The organism is Nannocystis pusilla, from assembly GCF_026626665.1.
In the GTDB taxonomy this organism is placed as follows: Bacteria; Myxococcota_A; Polyangia; order Nannocystales; family Nannocystaceae; genus Nannocystis; species Nannocystis pusilla.
In genome coordinates this window covers 9,862,608-9,880,262 of sequence record NZ_JAPNKE010000002.1, presented here as the reverse complement: position 1 = coordinate 9,880,262, position 17,655 = coordinate 9,862,608, and the positions used below count along the sequence as shown (strand labels likewise).

The following is a 17,655-nucleotide window of genomic DNA, read 5'->3' as shown; positions in this document are numbered from 1 at the left end:
ACGCCGCCCCGGAGCTCACAAGACGACGAGATCGCGCCTCATGCGGGCGCGCCGTGACGACCTCAGCCGTCCCGCGGCTCGCGGAGCAGGCGCATGCGCACGTGCTGGTGTTGCCGGCGCTTGTACTCCGCGTGGGAGCTCTCGCCCTGCTCGTTGGCCTCGGCGGTGCGCTTGTCCATCACCTGGAACTCGGCGAGCACGAACACCACGCGGCCGCGGCGCTCGTCGTGGTCGTGGGGCAGCAGCGCGTCGACGCGGACCGGCAGGTCGGCGACGAAGTTGAGCACGTGGAAGCTCTTGCCGGAGAACTCGTTGGACGTCGGCTGCGCGCGGTGACCGGCGTCGGTGTCGAAGTTCGCGTCGGCGCCGAGGACCTTCAAACTGTTGAGGTCGATCAGCGAGTTGACCGTCTGGTCGGGCACCACGTAGTTGAACGGGATGCAGCGGTGCAGCATGATCCGCAGCGTCGGCACCAGGTCGTCGGGGTTGCGGACGATCAGGCGGAAGCGCAGGCGGTCGAACACGCGCGCCGCGTTGGTCTCTTTCTTGAGCAGCAGCTTGGTCAGCTGCGACTCCTTCGACTTGCGCGACCACGAGAACTCGACCACCGGCACCCCGGCGGTGCGCAGCTCGTCGAACATGCGGGTCACGCTCTCCTCGACGAGCGAGAAGATCTCCGAGTCGGAGATCGCCAGCGACGCCCGCATCTCGCGCGCCTCGAGGTGATTGAGGATGTGCATCACCTTGAGCAGCGTGCAGGCCTGGCGCTGGTGCGCGCTGGCCTTGCTCGAGGCGATCTGCGGCAGCTGCACCCACGGCACCTTGTCGGCGATGGTGTCGTCGAGGCGCAGCTTGAGCACGTCGCTGATGTAGCGGACGGCTTGCTGGCGGAGGTCGGCGAGGCGGGCCTCGTCGCGTGGGTCGCCGAGGTCGAGCCCGTTGAGCGCCAGCAAGCGGCGCACGTCCTCTTCGGAGCTCAGCGCCAGGCGGTGCCAGTCGATGACCGACTGCCCGCGCAGCAGCAGCTGGATCTCGTTGATGTCCTGCAGCGACAGCTCGGCGTGCTCGCCGCCCTGCGCGGCCTCGCGCCACAGCGCTTGCGAGGCCAAGAAGGCGCCGAATTGATCGGAGCGCTGCGGAGGCCTGGCCATCGCGCCGCAGCCCAGCTCAGCCGCTTACTTGCCGGGAGAAGCGGAGGGTACCGACGAGCAGGCCGATCGTGACGAGGGCAGCACAGATGTTTCCGAGGTAAGCGGTCATGAACCTTGTTGCTCCAGTCCTTGCAGTCGTGTGCTCGGGACTTATCACGGAATCGGGCGAGGTCGGAAAAAGTGGGAGATGTAGGACAATCTCTCGAAGCTCAATCCAAGGTTCGCAAGGCAAGGGATCCGGGCGCCGGGCCCATAAATCAAGCTGGAGCGGGGGGAGTTCAGACCGGGAATTCGGGCGATTTCGGGGTCCTGCGGCCTGAAGGCGCCGGGCCCCCGTCTTCTGGGGCCAGAACGCCGGATGGCAGATAACACATTCCCGCGGCCGTTGGAAAGTCCCCCGCCCGGCGGCCTGGGCGCCAGAAGCCTGGCGCGGCCCGCGGAAGGCCTCTCCGGGACGCGTGGGCGCACCTCGGGACGGATGGCCACGCGTGCGCGGGGGCGCTACTGTGACGCCATGCGCGACCCCGAGGACGACGATGTGCCACCCCGCGACGACCGCCTCGGGTTCACCTCGAGCAGCTTCCGGCGCAAGATCGGCGAGGGCCTCGCCGGCCTGCTCGATCCCGACGGCGCGATCGGCAAGGGCAAGGAGATCGTGACCGGGGTGACGCAGGCGACCAAGAACGAGGTCGTGCGGATGGTCAGCGCCGAGGTCCGGCAGTTCCTCGACGGCATGGACACCGTCGAGTTGTTGCAGCGGGTCATCGCCGGCCTCGTGATCGACGTGAAGGCGGAGATCCGCTTCTCCATCGACCCCGAGGGCCAGCTCAAGTCGGCGATCAAGGCCGAAAAGGCGACGGCGCGCTCCAAAGAGCAGCAGCCCCCGAGGGAGCCGGCTGCCCGCGAGCCGTCGTCGCCGCAGCAGGCGTCCGGCACCCCGCCGACGCCGCAGACGTCGCCGGGCTCCCGGACGCCCAAGGAATGAGCGGTAGCCTCAGCTCTGCGCCGCCGGGTCGACCGGCACGACCTTGTTGTCGCCGTCGTCGTCGGGGAGCCCGAGCTTCTTCTTTGACCGCCTTGTAGATGTCGGCCCCGAGCTTGAGCCCGAAGCCGGTGATGATGGCATTCACGAGGAGCCGCATGTCCGGCAGCGTAGCAGCAAGGGCCCGGTCGACCTGACGCGGGTCCCTGCTTCCTCGTCTCCAGGCGCTCCGAGCGCTAGCCCATGCATCAGGCGGGGATCACGCAAACCCCGACATCCTCATACGAGGGCGGAGCCATTCCCATCTCGAAGAACGGCGTGCACTCCTCGCCCGCCTGGCACGGCCCGTTGCCGCCGCTGACCGGGCAGAACGGGGTGCAGCAGCCGGACGAGTTCGGCGGGCAGTTGGCGACCGCGGCCGTCGCTGCGCAGAACCCGCCCTTCTGACATTGATTGATGTACTGGCATTCGTCGCCGGGCCCGCCCTCGCCGGGCATCGCCGACTCCTTGAAGCACACGAACAGATCCCCGGCCGAGTTGTAGCAGCCCTGTCCTTCGGGACAGTCCTGCAGCAGCGGGTCGCACGAGCCGAGGCAGATCGGCAGCGAGCCGTCGTTGTAGACCACGCAGTTGGCCGTCGGCGTGTCGGGGCACGCGTCGTTGGTGTCGCAGAACTCGACGCACACGCCGCCCGCGCCCTCGTCGTCGGTCAGCAGGCAGATGTTGCCCACCGCGCAGTTGTCGATGCCGGTGTACTTGCCGTCCTCGACGTCGCACGGGTCGCCGACCGCGCCGTCGCCCTTGATCTCCACGCACGTGTTGACGCCCCACGGCTCGCCCTCGGCCGGCGCGACCGCCGTACACTTCTGTCCTTCGGGACAGTCTTGCACTCGCGGGTCGCACTGGCCGCTGATGCCGCCGTCGGGCGGGACGATGAAGCCCGCGCTGGTGGAGGTCTCGCCCTCGGACGTGCTCGTCGGGCCCACCGGTCCGCTCGTGGGGTTGGTGCCGCCGGTCTGCTCCGTGGTCGAGCTCGTTCCCGGCCCGGTCGTGTCCTCGGGCTCTTCGGTGTCGTCGCCCTCGGAGTCGGGCGGATCGCCGGTCTGACCGGTTTGGCCGGTCATCATCCCGGACTTGTCGCCGCATGCGCCGAAAGCGACCACGGCGACGGACACGAACCAAAGCTGAAGCGATCTCATGAGTGGACCTCCCAGCACTCACGCTATCACAGAAAGCAGCAAACACTCGAAACCTGCCGGGAGCTTCGGAGGTCTAAGGCCGCCTTCCGCCGAGGCCGACCTGCGTCAGCGCGTCGAGGGTCGCCGAGAGCTCCGCGCGGATCTCCGGCGCCAGCCCCGGATCCGCCACCGCAGCCTCCAGGCGCCCGATTCGCGGCAACCAGGTCGAATGGGCCGTCTCGTCGAGGGCGACCCCGGCGGGGGTCAGCGCCGCGGCCTCGTCATGCAGGACCTGCGCCTCGCTCAGCGAGATCGGCGTCGTCTTGACCGGCACCACGGGCGGTGCGGCCGCGGTCACCTCGACGGGAGCCGGCTCGATCCCGGAGGCGTCGGCCTGCAGGCCTTGCAGCGCCACGGCCGCCACCACCCCGAGCGCGGCCGCGGCGAGGATCGAGGGCCACTGGCGCCAACGCGGCTCCGGCAGGCGCCGGCGGGAGCCTTGGTTGACGCGTCGCTCCACGCCCGGCGCGATCGCCGGCCGCGAAGGATCGCGGCGGTCCCTTCGCCCCTGCCTCCTGTCGAGATCCGGACCCATGCCGGAAGGGTCTGCGCGGCCGCTTCATCGGGCAAATTTCAGGCTTTGGCGGGCTCTGTCGGCCGGGGCATGTCGGCGCCTTTCGCAGTTCCGCATAGCTTGACCTGAGCAAATTTGTTGTATACACCCGTTCAGTGCCGAAGGCGTGATCTCCGCAGCCGCCGCAGGAGGCTCTCCCCGTGAAACCCCAGCTCACCCACCGCCAGCAGCAAGCGCTCGACTTCATCTCCTCCTGCCTGGATGCGAACGGGTACCCGCCTACGCTGCGCGAAATCGGCGAGCACATGGGGATCCGCTCGACCAACGGGGTCAACGACCACCTCAAGGCGCTCGAGCGCAAGGGATACCTGGTCCGTGAGGAGCTCAAGAGCCGCGCGTTGCGGCCGGTGGATGCGCCGGAGAGCGCCGCGCGCGTTCGCACCACGGACATCCCGATCCTCGGGCGCGTGGCCGCGGGTCAGCCGATCCTGGCCGACGAGAACGTCACCAACCGGATCAGCGTCGACCAGTTCTTCCTCCACGGCAATCAGCCGCGCGAGGTGTTCGGCCTCGTCGTCTTCGGCGAGAGCATGATCGAGGATGGAATCTTCGACGGCGATTACGTGTTCGTCCGTCGCCAGGCCAACGCCGAGCGGGGCGAGATCGTCGTGGCGATGATCGAGGGCGAAGTGACGTGCAAGCGTTACTACCCCGAGGGCGACAAGATCCGCCTGCAGCCCGGCAACGCGGCGATGCAGCCGATCTACGTCCACCGCGGCGATCATCGCGCCTTCGAGTTGGTCGGCAAAGTGATCGGCGTCTACCGCAGCCTCCACTAGCTGGCAGGCGGCCTCGGCCGCTGTCGCCGCCGTGAGTGCAGGCAATGGCGGCGGCGAGCTCTGGCGATAGATTTCCGCTACAGTGTTGCCCGTGCCGCGGCCGCCCACACCTGGCGCTCTCGCGCCTGGGGACCGCGCTCGGCGTCGTCGGGATGCCGGGCCACTCGCGCTCCTCGCCTGCTTCCTGTTCTCCGCGGGCATCAACGTCGCCGCGGTGAGTACCAGCCTGCTGGTGCTCATCCGCTCCGACGACCGCGTCGCCTCGCACCCGGTCGCCCGCAAGCCCGCGTGCGTCAACGGCTACGAGCGCGGCGTCGACCTGCTCGAGAAGGCGCTGTCGGGCGACGAGGCCAAGCTCTACGACGGCCTCTTGCACACGATCGTCGACGGCAAGTGCGAGACCGAGGTGGTCGTCGCGCTGGTCGACGACAAGGATCCGATCGATCCGCTCGCGGAGCTCGACGACCCGGAGCTGCCGGAGCCGAAGAAAGAGCGCGAGAAGAAGAAGAAAGAGAAGGAGCTCGAGAAGCCGCCCGAGCCGCTGCCGGTCGAGGAGCCGAAGCCCGAGGAGAAGAAGAAGGAAGAGGAGAAGCCGCCCGAGGAGGAGCAGCCGAAGGAGAAGATCGACTTCGAGCTGTTGCAGCTCAAGATGGTCGAGCAGCTCGAGGAGAAGGACGAGAAAGAGTCCCCCGACGACGCGCACTACCTCTCCAACGTCAACCGCGACGTCACCGAGGAGACCCGGGCCGAGATCACCAACCTGCAGAAGGACGCCGAGCAGGCCAAGGCCTCGCAGCAGGAGCCGAGCGAGGACCCCACCAAGGGCATGGCGGCCGAGGACAAGATCGCCGAGACGCGCGAGCAGAAGAGCCAGCTGGCGCAGGAGGCCCCCAAGGTCCAGCAGAGCCCGGAGACCAAGATCCCCGAGCAGAACGACCCCAAGGCCAAGAGCATGCTGTCGATGCGCGACCTGGCCCCGCGGGAGCACTCGCCCGAGATGCTCAAGCACGAGGCCGCCGCCGACGCCGCCTCGTCCGGCGAGCTCGCGCCCGACCAGAAGGCTCAGGCCGCGGTCATGCAGCGCAACAAACAACAGGCCGGCTCGTCCGACACCAAGTCACCTGTCCTTCGGTTCAGGTTGTCGTCCAACGAGATGAACGCGCTGTTCGGGCGCGACATCGCCGAGAAGAAGGACCTCATCTCCCAGCGCCAGTCGAAGAAGAAGGGCATCTGGGAGGAGGCGCGCGAGCTCTATCAATCGCCGCTCGAGAACATGGTCCCCGAGGTGCGGCCCGGCAACCAGACCGCGCTGCGCTCGCGCAAGCACCCGTTCGCCCAGTTCATCGCCACGATGCACCGGACGATCCACGACAAGTGGGCGTTCGGCTTCCTCGAGCAGCTCGACACGATGGGCCGCGGCAACGCGCTCAACAAGCCCGACCTGTGGACGCGCGTCGAGATCGTGCTCAACAGCGACGGCTCGCTCGACAAGCTGCGGACCGTCCGTTACTCCGGCAACATGCAGTTCGACGGGGCCGCGCGCGAGGTCGTGCGCAACGCCGGGCCCTACCCGCAGCCGCCGCGCGAGATCTTGAGCGGCAACGGCAAGGTCTACATCCACTGGGCGTTCCACCGCGACGAGCGGGCCTGCGGCACCTTCGGCGCCGAGCCGTTCATCCTCGACAACTCCGGTCAGGGCGAGCGCCCCGATCCGAACCGAGCTGTCCGTCCGGCCAGCTCGGAGTCGGAGGCGGGGGCGTCGCGTCGACTCGCGCGCCAGATGGGCCCCGCCGCGCCCGGGCCGTCCGGCCCCGAGGGTCCCGCCGCGCCCGGCGGCGGGCACAACCACGAGCACGGCGAGGGCGACGGTCACAACCACGGCACCCCGCCCGAGCAGGGCAGCGGCGACCAGCCCGACGCCGAGGCCGGGCACGCCGCCAACGCCTGGCTCAAGGTGTTCGCCGCCCGCGACGCCGCCAAGCTGGCCGCTCGCGCCAGCCTGCCGTTCGTCATCGGCGACCAGGTCGTCGCGCGCACGCGCGAGGAGCTGCAAGGTGTCCTCCAGGCCATGCTCGACGAGGCAGGCAGCGGCGCGCCGGGGGCGGCCGAGGTGTTCACCGCCTCGGGCCTGCGCAAGCGCTTCGGCAGCGTCCCCGCCGGCGTGCAGGAGGGCCTCGGCCGCAACTACGCCGTCAGCAAGGTCCGCGGCGAGCCCTTCATCCTGATCCTCGAGCGACGCTTCGGCGACTGGCGCGTCGTCGGCGTGGCTCGCTGACCTCCGCGCAGCCGCAAGCCATCGTGCGTGCGGCGAGCGGCCGCAGAGCGGCGCTTCGGCGACTGGCGCGTCGTCGGCGTGGCTCGCTGACCTCCGCGCGAGCGCGGGCCATCGTGCGTGCGGCGAGCGGCCGCAGAGCGGCGCTTCGGCGACTGGCGCGTCGTCGGCGTGGCTCGCTGACCTCCGCGCGAGCGCGGGTGATCGTGCATGCGGCGAGCGGCCGCTCGCCGCGCGCTTTGCGAGGCGGGCTCGAGCGTGCGTGGGCCCGTCGCTCGCCCGCCCCTGGGGACATGTCCCTTCAGACAGGACCCTCGGTCCCATGAACGTCGTTTGCGCGGCTACGCCGGGCTGGCCCACGAACGAGGCTCCCGCGCGTCCACGCCCCGCGAGCCCCGGAAATCTCCGCCGGGAAGGCGCCTGGACAGGCGTGCGAGCCTTCGCTACAAGAGGTGCCACGTTGGAGCGCCTCGATCATGGCTGACACACACCTCGCTCAGATGTTCTTCGACCGCGCCCGCTCCGAGGGCCAGAGTCCGGGTTATCGCGTCCGTCAGGGCGGCGCCTACGTCGACGTGGCGTTCAGGGAGGCCGCCGATCGCGTCGAGGCGATCGCCTCCGGGCTGTTGAAGGGCGGCCAAGCGCCCGCGCCCGGCACCTGCGTCACGATCATGGCCAACACCCGGCTCGAGTGGATCCTCGCCGACTGGGCGCTGCTGTCGCTCGGCTACCGCACCGTGCCGATCTACGTCAGCCTGCTGCCGCCCGAGATCGGCTACATCCACGCCGACACCAAGGCCGAGATGCTGGTGGTCGAGAACAAGGAGATGCTCGACAAGGTGCGCGCGGCCCAGCGCGGCTTCAACTTCTTCGAGGTCGAGTACCCGGCCGACGCCGTCAAGCTGAAGCGCTTCATCGTCATCGACCCGACCGGCATCGCCCCGGGGTCCGACTGGGAGAGCCTGGCCGACGTCGAGGCCCGGGGCCGCGCCGCGCTGGCCGAGACCAAGGGCGAGCGCGACAAGCGGCTGCAGACGATCCAGCGCTCGGACGTCGCCACGTACACGTACACCTCCGGCACCACCGGCCCGCCGAAGGGCGTCATCCAGACGCACGACAACATGCTGAGCATGCTCGAGAACGTCGAGGAGGTCGGCATGTTCAGCGAGAAGGCGCGGGTCGGCGGCGCGTTCCTGTTCTTGCCGCTGGCGCACTCGTTCGGCCGCCTGGTCGAGTTCGGCGGCGCTTTCTTCCGCTGCAAGATCGTGCTGTCGTCGATCGCCACCGTCGCCGAGGACCTCGGCCTGTCGCGCCCCGGCTTCCTGCCGGCGGCCCCGCGGGTGTACGAGCGCGTCTACGGCAAGATCATGACCACGGTGTCTTCGAGCCCGCCGCTGCGGCAGAAGATCTTCCACTGGGCGCTCGGGGTCGGCAAGGCGACCATCCCGTACCGCCAGAAGAACAAGCCGCTGCCGCTGGCGCTCAGCGTCAAGGCCGCCCTGGCGGAGAAGCTGGTGTTCTCCAAGCTCAAGGCCAAGCTCGGCATGGACCGCATGCACGTGCTGCTGTCCGGCTCGGCGCCGCTGCCCAAGGAGGTCGGCGAGTTCTTCATCGCCCTCGGCCTCAACGTGTGCGAGGCCTACGGCCTCACCGAGACCTGCCCGGGCCTCACCACCAACCGCCCCAACAACTGGAAGATCGGCACCGTCGGTCCGGCGATCAAGGGCGTCTCGCTGCGCCTCGCCGAGGACGGCGAGATCCTCGCCAAGGGCCCCAACGTCGTGTCCGGCTACCTCAACCGGCCCGACGCCACCGCCGAGGCGTGGGACGGCGAGGGCTGGTTCCACACCGGCGACATCGGCGAGTTCGACGAGGACATGCACCTGCGGATCACCGACCGCAAGAAGGACCTCATCAAGACCAGCGGCGGCAAGTACGTCGCCCCGCAGAAGATCGAGGCCCTGCTCAAGACCAAGCCGATCCTCAGCGAGGCGGTGGTCATCGGCGACGGTCGCAAGTACTGCGTCGTCCTCGTCACCGTCGACAAGGAGAAGCTGGCCGCCTGGGCCCAGCGCACCGGCAACGCCCCCGACATCGCCAGCGACGCGGTCCACAAGGAGGTCCAGGGCTACCTCGACGAGGTCAACCAGGGCCTCGCCTCGTTCGAGTCGATCAAGTACTTCAAGATCGCCCCCGAGGAGTTCACGGTCGACAACGGCATGCTCACCGCCTCCTTCAAGGTCAAGCGCAAGGAGGTCTCCAAGCGCTACAAGGCCCTGATCGACGCGATGTACCCCGCCGGCAAGGACTGAACCTTCGGGCATGGCCCGAAAGACATGGCGCAGAGGACACGCCCTCGGCGCCATGTTCTTTTATGTGGATCAGAATCACAGCGGCTTGTCGAACGTGCCGAGGTCGACGTAGGCGCGGTCCTTCATGATCACGAACGGCCGCTCCTCGAACTTCAGCTGGCCCTTGCCGTCGTGCTGGACGATCTGCAGCTTGCCCATGCCGTAGCCCATCGGTCCGCGGCTGAAGTAGTGGGCCTCGAGCTTGTACGGGAACGCCTTCGCCTCGCCCTCGATCGTGAAGCACTCCGGCCCGTAGCCGGTGGTCACGTCGGCGTACAGCTGGCCGCCGCTCGGCAGCCGCTTCTGGGAGTAGAAGGCGTGGTCCTTGCGGCCGTCGTGGACGTGGAAGTCGACGTCGTTGGCGTCCGTCTCCCAGTTGATCACGAACCGCGTCGACGGCCCGCTCGGCAGCGGGATGTTCAGCCCATCGAGCGTCGCCCGCACGGTGAACGCCACGGACGGCTCGGCCTTGATCCACGCCGCCGCCACCAGGCCCAGGTCCTCGCGCAAGATCTGGTCCGTCCCCGCGAAGCGGCCCCACGGGTACGTCCGCGTCACTCCGGCCTTGAGCGCCTCGAACGCCTCCTTGTGCTTGCCCGCCTTGAGCAGCGCGTAGGCGTACAGGCGGTGGCTGGACGGGTGATCGGGCCGCGACTCCACCGCCTTGGCGAAGGTGTCGATCGCCAGCGTCGAGCCCGCCTCGCCGAGCCGCTCGAGGCGCGCGCCGACGTAGCGCCGCAGGTCCGCGCGCGACGGGAACAGGTCGATGATCGAGCCGTAGGCCCGCGCCGCCGTGAGCATGTCGCCGGCGGTCTCGGCCGCCTCGCCGAGAGCGATCAGCGCCAGCACGTCGCCCGGGTCCTGCTCGTGCCACTCCAGCGCCAGCGCGACGGCCCCGCGCGCGTCCTTGCTGCGCAGCTTCTCGGCCACGTCGAAGAACTTGCCGGTGTACGGGCTGTTGGCGGTGCGCTCGGCCTCCTGTTGCTCGGCCAGCCGCTGCGCGTCCTGCTCGCGCATGCGGACCAGCCCCGCCTCGAGCTCCGCCTGCTGTCGCGCCAGCTCTTCGGGCGTCGGCGGCGGCGGCGGCGTGTAGTCGGTCGGCACCCCGCCGCCGGGCTCGAGCACGAACGGGTACGTCACGGTCACCGAGCCGCCGCCCTGCGGCTTGGGGAAGGTCCAGCGCCGCACCGCCTGGGCCATGCAGCTGCCGACGCGTGCGTCTCGCATCGTGCTCTCGGACACCACCGCGGTCGGCACCTTGCCCGTGCCGCCGATGACGAACTGGATCGCCACCCGCCCCTTGGCCCCCGGATCGCGCGCCAGCGCCTGGTTGTAGCAGTAGCGGATCTCGTTGATGTGGGCGCGCACGATCCGGCGGATGATGTCCTTGTCGAGCGCCCCCTGCACCTCGGCCTTGGCCTGACGCACCGTCGGCACTCGCGTCCCGCGGCCGCCGAAGCCCGCTCCCGCGCCGCGGCCGTAGCCGGAGCCCGTGCCGCCGCCACCGCCGCGACCGATGAGCCCCGTGTTGCCGAGGCCGATCGTGCCCTCGCCCGTGCCGCCGCCGCCGCGACCGGTGCCGACCAGCCCGAGCCCGCCGACCCCGTACGCCTCGCCGATCTCCGTGCCCGTCAATCCGCCCCACACGTCGGCGTCGTCGTTGCCGACCGCGAACGACCCGCCGTACGGGCTGGCCAGGAAGTGACCTGACTCTTGGGACATGACCCCGAGGATCCCCGCCTGCCGCTGCGCCATCTCCGGATCGAAGTTGCGCGCCATCATCGGGATGGCGTCGCGCCGCGGCTCGGCCGGCGCCTTGAACTCCTCGCGCTCCTCTCGACGCACCAGAGTGCCCGGATCGGGCTTCTGCGCCGCCTGCGGCGCCGACTTGCGGTTGTACAGCTCGACCCCGGTCGCGCCCACCGTCAAGATGTCGGCCAGCGCGTTGCGATCGATGTTGAAGCGCTGGTAGTCCCACTCCGACTCGAGCACCAGCAGCGCGGTGAAGTCGCTGAGCACGCGGTACTTGGTCGACAGCTCGACGATCGTCTTCTGCAGCCCCGCCCGCGCCGCAGTGTCGGTCTCCGCCAGGCTCGAGCGCTGCGCCTGCAGCCGCTCGACCTGCGCGCGCACCCACGCCCGCTCGAGCAGCGGCCGCTCGACGGCCGTCGTCGGCACCTCGGCGTCGATCCGGTCCTGCCCCTCGATCACCACGCGCATCGCCGCGTCGACCGGCAGGTCGGCGTAGACCAGCATCTCGTCGCCCGGCTGCGCGCCCTCGATCGTGTCCGGCCACACCCACGCGGCCCCGGGCACCGTCACCTTCATCGCCGGCAGCGTCGCGCTGCCGAGCTTGTGCGCGATCGTCTCGAGCGGGAGGCGAGCGTCCATCACCACGCCGTCGCTCGGGAAGTCGGCGGTGGTCAGCGCCTTGAGGCTCGCGGTGTCCTGGATCCCGCCGTCCACGATCGCGTCGGCGCGCTCGAACCCGGCGGCCGCCAGCGCCTTGCTGACGTCGCGCAGGGCCGCGTGCTCGGCCGAGCCCGCGGTCGTGATGCCGTCGGAGAACACCAGCAGCCGGCGCGACCCGCCCGCGTCGGCCGCCAGCGACGTCAGCGCTCCGGCCAGGTCGGAGGCTCCGAGCGCCCGCCGCGAGGCGATTCGCTCGAGCTGCGCCTGCCCGAACCCGCTGGCCGGCCCGTCGTAGACCTCCTCGGTCGCCTGGTCGAAGCACACCACGCGCAGCGGGAAATCGGCGCCTGTCTCTTCGCGCATGCTCTTCAGGACATCCGCGAGCCGCCGCAGCTGGCGGTCGAAGCCGAGGGCCCGCGACGCGCTGGTGTCGAACAGCACCGTGAGCGCGCCGATCGGCACCGCCGGCATGTCGCCGACGGGGGCCACGCGCGCGACCGCCAGGTTGGCGTGGCGCAGGCCCATCAACGCCGCCGGGCGGTCCGAGCGGACCTCGAGGTCGCGCTCCGGCAGGTACTTCTGCTTCTTGATCTCGATGACGCTGGTCTTGACCGCCGCGCCGCCCAGGCTGGTCGGCGCCGCGGAGTCACCGGGCTCGCGCAGGATCACGCTGGCGTCGAGCTCGTCGAGCTCGGGCAGGCCGCGCAGCATCAGGCGGTACGGCTCGGCCGAGCTCGGCAGCTCCTGCGAGTACGAGACGATCAGCTCCTTGCGCTCCCGCGGTCCGATCGGGAACACCCGCGCGCTGAACGAGTTGCCGGCCTTGTTCTCGAGCAGCGCCGGGTCCTGCCGCTTGTGCAGGAAGTCCTCGTAGGCGACGCGCGCCGCCTGCCGCTCGACGACCTCGCCCTCCTGCCAGCGGTCGTGGATCTTCATCGCGAAGCGGGAGATCGCCGCGCCGGGCGGCATGTCGATCTCGAAGCGGCCCTCGATCTGGCGGTCGTTCGGGTTCTCGAACACGAGGTGCAGCTCGGTGAACGCCAGCGGCTCCTCGACCACGCCCCGGGCCTTCAAACTCACCAGCTTGAGCCCGGTCCCGTCCGACGCGGTCAGCGACACCGGGGCTCGCCGCGTGGCCCCGTCGTCGGTGAGCTTCACGCCCTTGCTCGGCAACGCCATCGTCGTCGCCGTCGCCTCCGCCTTGCCCGGATTGGCCGTACAGGCCATCGTCAGCGAGGCCAGCGCCGCCGCCGCGCCACACCTTACTGCCAGTCCATTGCGACATGTTCCAAACAACATGTCTTTTTCTTTCAACGAGGGCGCGGTCGCGCGAGCACGGCGGTCGAGGCGTGGCATACGGGGCCTCAGACAACCTCGCCCCGGGGAGGTTCCGCCGCGAACGCCCCGCCCCGCGCGAACGCGGGTACATGTGCGCCGGGCGACGGCCCCCGCGTCAGAGCGGCGGCAAGCCGACGAGCGCCGCGTGGGCGTCGGCCCACATCTTCATCCCTGCGCCGTCGAGGGAGTAATCGCTCGTCACGCTCCACGGCCACGCGCCCGCGTAGCCGTTGGCCAGCAGGACGTCGAGCCGCGCGGCCGCCTGGTCGGAGGCGACGAACTCGCCCACCACCATCGGCCGGTCGAGCCCGAGGTCGGCGTACGTCTGCACCGTCGGCGAGAACTGCACCGTGCCCAGCTCCGGGTCGCCGTTCCACATCTGCCCGTCCATCCACGGGTAGTAGTGCGTCTGGTAGAAGTCGAGCCCCAGCGGCGGCAGCCCGTGCGCCCCCGCGAACTCGGGCGTCCACACGCGGTACCACTTGAGCGACGCCGACCCCAGCGTCACGTACGCGGACGTGTTCGCATGCACCGCGTCGGCGACCGCGGCCGCGAACGCGTAGAAGTCCTCCAGCGGGACGGCATCGGCGCCGCCGTCGGGCGACGCGGCCGGCAGGTCGGAGATCGACCACTCCGGCTCGTTCATGATCTCCCACGCCAGGATCGCCGGCTCGTCGGCGAACGCCTGCAGCAGCGGCACGATCGCCGCGTCGACCAGCGCCGCCCGCTTGGCCGGATCTTTCAAAGTGTCGCTGCGCCCGCCCGTCTGCACCCCGTTGTTCTGCTGCGACCAGAACATCCAGTGGAAGTCGAGCAGCACCGGCACGAGGTAGATGCCGCGCGCCCGCGCGATCGCCACGGCTTCCTGCATGTCCGTGAGAACATGTTCTCCGAGACCGGTCGGCGTGCCGTCGCCGGCGAACGAGATCCCCGCGCGCCCGTCGGTGAACACGAACCATCGTGCGACGCGCAGCCCGTCCCCCTGCATCGCGTCGAAGTGCGCCCCGATCTCGGCCTGCTTGGTGTGCACGCCGTAGGTGCCCCAGTTGTTGGCGCCGAAGTCCCCGCCGTAGTTGAGCCAGGGATAGTTGGCGCCGAGCAGGAAGTAGTCACCGTCGCCGACGGGGATCGCGCTGCCGGGCGGCACGTCCTGCCCACCGGTGGTCCCGCTGCTCGAGCTCGTCGAGGGGTCGCTCGTGGTGCTCGTCGAACTCGTCGTGCCGGTGCTCGAGCTCGTCCCCACGCCGGTCGTCGGCGTGGTCGTGCCCCACGTCGTCGTCGAGTCCCAGGTCGTGCCCCACGTCGTCGTCGTCGTCATCGACGAGGTCGTGTCGAAGTCGCTGGCGAACGTGGTCTCGAACCCGTCGTCCAGCTGACACGCGAGCCCGAGCAATCCGAGGACCAGGACCTGACGATGCATCCCAACCACCATAACGACGTCCGCCGCGCGACGCACCGAGCCCACAAATGGCCGAGGGGCCGCCCGGCGACGCCGGACAGCCCCTCGCGTGCTGACGTGCAGCAGATCAGTTCGACGCGATCGAAGCGGTGACCGAGCCAGCAGCCTGGAGCTGCCCGCCGAGCTTGCCCGCCGCGTCCGTGATCAGCTTGGCGGCGTCCGGCAGGAGGCCGATCGCACAAGCCGCGCCGATCGAGGCCTTGAGGTCGCCCGAGGCCTTGAGGGTGCCCGCGGCCGAGTTGACCGCGGCGACGCCGGCGTCGCCGAGCTTGGCGCTGACGTCGATCAGGCCCTCGGCGCGCGCGATGGCGGCCAGAAGCGCCGAGTAGCGGAGCTTGAAGGAGCTGATGAACGCCCTGAGCTGGAGGTCGCCGTCCGAACCCGCATCGACGGTCAGCTTGTACGAGACGTCGAGCGACGGCGGGTAGCACTGGACGCTCGCCTCGGCCTTGGCCTCGACGGTCGCCTCGCACTCGGCCGAGACCTCCGGCGGGGTCGCCTTGCCGTCGCAGCCGCCCTTGCACTGGACGTTCGCCTCGGCCGACGCCGAGCAGCGGACCTCGGCGCTCGCGTCGCAGTCGGCGCTACCGGGGTCGTACTCGCAGGTGCCGGTGCACTGGCCGTTGCAAGTGCCGCCAGCGCTGAGCTCGCAGGTACCCTTGCATTCGGTGTCGCAACGACCCTCGAAGTTGGTGTTGCCGTTGCACTCGCCGCGGCAGGTGCCATCGCACATGGCCCCGGCCTCGATACGGCACTCGCCCGTGCAGGTTCCGGTGCACTCGAACTTCGGCGCCTGACCCTTGCATGTCAGGCCACCCGCCGCGCGGCAGTCGGCCTGCGCGCTGGCGTCGACCTCGCACGCGCCCGAGCAGGTGACCTCGACGCTGCCCGGCTTGGCCATCACGTCGCACTCGGCGGCCGCCTTCGCGGTCACGTCGAGCGACGCCTCGCAGCGCGCCGGCTCGGCCTTGATCTGCAGGCCGGCGTCGATGTCAATCCACGCCGACAGCTTGGCATCCAGCGCGGCCTTGAAGTCACCGCCAGCTTCCACCCCGACGAGCGCGTAGAGACCCGCGAGCTCGGCCTGGATGTCGGCGGCGGTGGCGTTGATCGCCCCGGAGACATCGAGCGTCGCGCTGAAGAACGCGTCGATCTCGGCGATGCCGGAGACGTTGAACTTGCCGTTGATGAACGCCTCGCTGTCGCAGGTGAGCCCGCACTGCTCTGCGAGGTTACCGACCTCGTCGCAGCCCTGCGTGGCGGTGAGCGACAGACCGGCGATGAGGCCGCCAGCGATCAACCCAAAGGATCCCATTCGATTCGTGATCATGATCTTCATTGCTCCTTACCAAGCTCTGCGATGAACTCGTCGGTAGTTCCCACGGAATTCTCGCCGCATGGGCGCGGATGCAGACACAGCCGCGTCAGACGGTCGAGATGGTCCCATGACCGAATGACCCTGCAAAGCCCTTTAAGGGAACGAGCCCGGGCGCAGCAACGAAGGCACTGCGCCGGGCTCGTCACGAACCGCAAGCCAACCACCCGGGGGAGGGAGGTTAGCTTTGCAAGGTTCGATCGCGAAGACAGGACCAGACATGGAAGCCGATGGTGCCCTTGGACAGCGCGACCGCGCAAATCTTCAGCCGGGCGGGCGGGGTTTACCATGCTCCTTGCGATGCGCCAGCAATGACCGCGCGCGAAACCGACGCGGACCCAACTTCTATGTCAGGGGTCGTCGTCGGCCGCACGCTCGAAGTCGACGATGACCGGGCAGTGGTCGCTCACATCGGCGTAGTCGCGCTCGGGATAGGTCGGGGTCGAGCGGAACGACTGGCAGGCATGACGCGCGCAGTGTAGGAGTGGTTCCGCGTGTACCTTCGCGACCTCGGCGGCGAGGAACCCGCGGACCCACACCAGGTCCAGAAGCGAGGGAACATGCCAGGCGTCGCGCCGGCCCCCATCCCAGTAGGCCGAGCAGCCTGAGCCGTTGACCACTCGCTGCAGACCCACGGCGCCGAGCCGCGCATCGAGGGCCGTCAGCTCTTCTTCGGGCCGGCCCCGGTCGGTCCCGTGGCGTTGAAATCGCCGAGGAGGATGACATCGTCGTCATCACGCGCGATCTCCTCGACGATCTCCGCCAACACCTCCCACTGCGAGCGTCGCAGCGCGTAGCCCTCGTCGCGCGCCTTCAGATGCACCACCAGCACGTGGAAGTCGGGCCCTCCGCCGCGGGCGCGCAAGTAGCCCGAAAGGCCCGGTCGCACTTGACCGCCCATCGTCAGCCGCTCGTGCTCTCGCGGCGCGCCGATCAGCTCGAACACCGCCGGGTCGTAGAGGAAGCCGAGCCGCTGATCGTTGCGCCCGCCGGTCGTCGACAGCACCAGCTCCCAGCCCGGCATCGCCTGCTTCAGCCGCGCAGCGTCGTGGATCTCCTGCACCGCGATCACGTCGGCGGCGAGCTCCGGCAAGCGAACAGCCAGGCGCGCGAGGTCCTGTCCCTCCGCCGGGAAGTTGCGCAGGTTCCAGGTGGCGACCCGCAGCCCGCTCGCGGACTTGCCTGGCGCGGCGCCCTCTCCGGGCAGCCCCCACCAGCGTCGCAAGCTCTCGCCCGCCAGCGTCCACGCGAGCACCAGCGCGAGCACCAGCACGAGGCCGAGCCAGCGCGGCGGCCCTCTGCGTCGCCGCGCCACGCCTCAGGCCTCGAACTCGTACTCGGTGAAGCCGAGCTCGAAGGTACACGCCAGCGCCGGCACGATCGCGGTCGGCGTGCCGGCGGCGTGCTGCACGACGTACCGACCGGCCAGCCGCACCACCGCCTCGGGCGCGTGGGCGAGACCTGTCCCAAGGTCAGGCGCCTGCCGCCGCCCGGCGTGTCCGCCTGCGCCAGCAGCTGCAGCGCCGTCGCCTCCTCCGGGCCCTGGGCGTAGAGGTCGCAGCCGGCCGCGTCGGCGGCGGTCTGCTCGACCTCGACCTCGACGCGCATCGACCAGCCGCGGCGCGTGGCCCGGCGCTGCAGATCGGCGAGCAGGTCGGCGGCCGCGAACTCGTGGATGTCGTCGTCGTCGAGCGCCCCGGGCTGACCGACCGGCAACGCCACGG

At 69.9% G+C, this 17,655-nt stretch carries 13 protein-coding genes; 4 read left to right on the top strand and 9 right to left on the bottom strand.

The features are described 5' to 3' along the window. Positions 1 to 62 precede the first annotated feature (62 nt). Entirely contained in the window at positions 63 to 1,151 is a 1,089-nt protein-coding gene (locus OV079_RS43755; protein ID WP_267775731.1) for a TIGR04552 family protein, read from the bottom strand. 514 nt (positions 1,152 to 1,665) lie between these two features. Here OV079_RS43755 and OV079_RS43750 point away from each other — a divergent pair. Further along, positions 1,666 to 2,136: a hypothetical protein gene (locus OV079_RS43750; RefSeq protein WP_267775730.1), complete on the top strand. Its 471-nt coding sequence runs from the start codon at positions 1,666 to 1,668 to the stop codon at positions 2,134 to 2,136. Positions 2,137 to 2,145: 9 nt separating this feature from the next. Here OV079_RS43750 and OV079_RS43745 read toward each other — a convergent pair whose 3' ends face one another. The 3 genes from OV079_RS43745 to OV079_RS43735 all read right to left on the bottom strand — a co-directional run bounded on the left by OV079_RS43745 (position 2,146) and on the right by OV079_RS43735 (position 3,831). Continuing rightward, positions 2,146 to 2,277, bottom strand: coding sequence for a hypothetical protein (locus OV079_RS43745; protein ID WP_267775729.1), 132 nt, complete (start codon positions 2,275 to 2,277; stop codon positions 2,146 to 2,148). A gap of 104 nt (positions 2,278 to 2,381) precedes the next feature. Next, complete coding sequence (locus OV079_RS43740; RefSeq protein WP_267775728.1) at positions 2,382 to 3,260, bottom strand: ribulose phosphate epimerase; 879 nt, start codon at positions 3,258 to 3,260, stop codon at positions 2,382 to 2,384. Positions 3,261 to 3,405: 145 nt separating this feature from the next. Beyond that, entirely contained in the window at positions 3,406 to 3,831 is a 426-nt protein-coding gene (locus tag OV079_RS43735; protein WP_267775727.1) for a hypothetical protein, read from the bottom strand. 254 nt (positions 3,832 to 4,085) lie between these two features. Between OV079_RS43735 and lexA the strand changes: the two genes are divergently transcribed. The 3 genes from lexA (at position 4,086) to OV079_RS43720 (ending at position 9,308) form a co-directional block, all read left to right on the top strand. Beyond that, the gene (gene lexA, locus OV079_RS43730) at positions 4,086 to 4,724 is read left to right on the top strand and encodes a transcriptional repressor LexA (protein ID WP_267775725.1); all 639 of its coding nucleotides are present in this window, start codon (positions 4,086 to 4,088) and stop codon (positions 4,722 to 4,724) included. Positions 4,725 to 4,938: 214 nt separating this feature from the next. After that, positions 4,939 to 6,999 (top strand): TonB family protein, encoded by a 2,061-nt coding sequence (locus OV079_RS56710; RefSeq protein WP_267775724.1) that lies wholly within the window; start codon positions 4,939 to 4,941, stop codon positions 6,997 to 6,999. A gap of 473 nt (positions 7,000 to 7,472) precedes the next feature. Next, complete coding sequence (locus tag OV079_RS43720) at positions 7,473 to 9,308, top strand: AMP-dependent synthetase/ligase (RefSeq protein WP_267775723.1); 1,836 nt, start codon at positions 7,473 to 7,475, stop codon at positions 9,306 to 9,308. A gap of 75 nt (positions 9,309 to 9,383) precedes the next feature. Here OV079_RS43720 and OV079_RS43715 read toward each other — a convergent pair whose 3' ends face one another. From OV079_RS43715 to OV079_RS43695, 5 genes are all read right to left on the bottom strand, one after another. Further along, positions 9,384 to 12,986, bottom strand: coding sequence for an AgmX/PglI C-terminal domain-containing protein (locus tag OV079_RS43715; protein WP_267775721.1), 3,603 nt, complete (start codon positions 12,984 to 12,986; stop codon positions 9,384 to 9,386). A gap of 226 nt (positions 12,987 to 13,212) precedes the next feature. After that, positions 13,213 to 14,517: a cellulase family glycosylhydrolase gene (locus tag OV079_RS43710; RefSeq protein ID WP_267775720.1), complete on the bottom strand. Its 1,305-nt coding sequence runs from the start codon at positions 14,515 to 14,517 to the stop codon at positions 13,213 to 13,215. A gap of 106 nt (positions 14,518 to 14,623) precedes the next feature. Further along, positions 14,624 to 15,856, bottom strand: coding sequence for a hypothetical protein (locus OV079_RS43705; protein ID WP_267775719.1), 1,233 nt, complete (start codon positions 15,854 to 15,856; stop codon positions 14,624 to 14,626). A gap of 425 nt (positions 15,857 to 16,281) precedes the next feature. Further along, complete coding sequence (locus OV079_RS43700; RefSeq protein ID WP_267775717.1) at positions 16,282 to 16,566, bottom strand: hypothetical protein; 285 nt, start codon at positions 16,564 to 16,566, stop codon at positions 16,282 to 16,284. Between the two features lie 26 nt (positions 16,567 to 16,592). Continuing rightward, the gene (locus OV079_RS43695; RefSeq protein ID WP_267775715.1) at positions 16,593 to 17,246 is read right to left on the bottom strand and encodes an endonuclease/exonuclease/phosphatase family protein; all 654 of its coding nucleotides are present in this window, start codon (positions 17,244 to 17,246) and stop codon (positions 16,593 to 16,595) included. Positions 17,247 to 17,655: the final 409 nt, after the last annotated feature.

Excerpts from the sequence above, each read along its gene's own strand:
- OV079_RS43755 (WP_267775731.1), bottom strand. The coding sequence starts at position 1,151 with ATGGCCAGGCCTCCGCAGCGCTCCGATCAATTCGGCGCCTTCTTGGCC.
- OV079_RS43750 (WP_267775730.1), top strand. The coding sequence starts at position 1,666 with ATGCGCGACCCCGAGGACGACGATGTGCCACCCCGCGACGACCGCCTC.
- OV079_RS43745 (WP_267775729.1), bottom strand. The coding sequence starts at position 2,277 with ATGCCATCATCACCGGCTTCGGGCTCAAGCTCGGGGCCGACATCTACA.
- OV079_RS43740 (WP_267775728.1), bottom strand. The coding sequence starts at position 3,260 with ATGATGACCGGCCAAACCGGTCAGACCGGCGATCCGCCCGACTCCGAG.
- OV079_RS43720 (WP_267775723.1), top strand. The coding sequence starts at position 7,473 with ATGGCTGACACACACCTCGCTCAGATGTTCTTCGACCGCGCCCGCTCC.
- OV079_RS43715 (WP_267775721.1), bottom strand. The coding sequence starts at position 12,986 with ATGGCCTGTACGGCCAATCCGGGCAAGGCGGAGGCGACGGCGACGACG.
- OV079_RS43710 (WP_267775720.1), bottom strand. The coding sequence starts at position 14,517 with ATGCATCGTCAGGTCCTGGTCCTCGGATTGCTCGGGCTCGCGTGTCAG.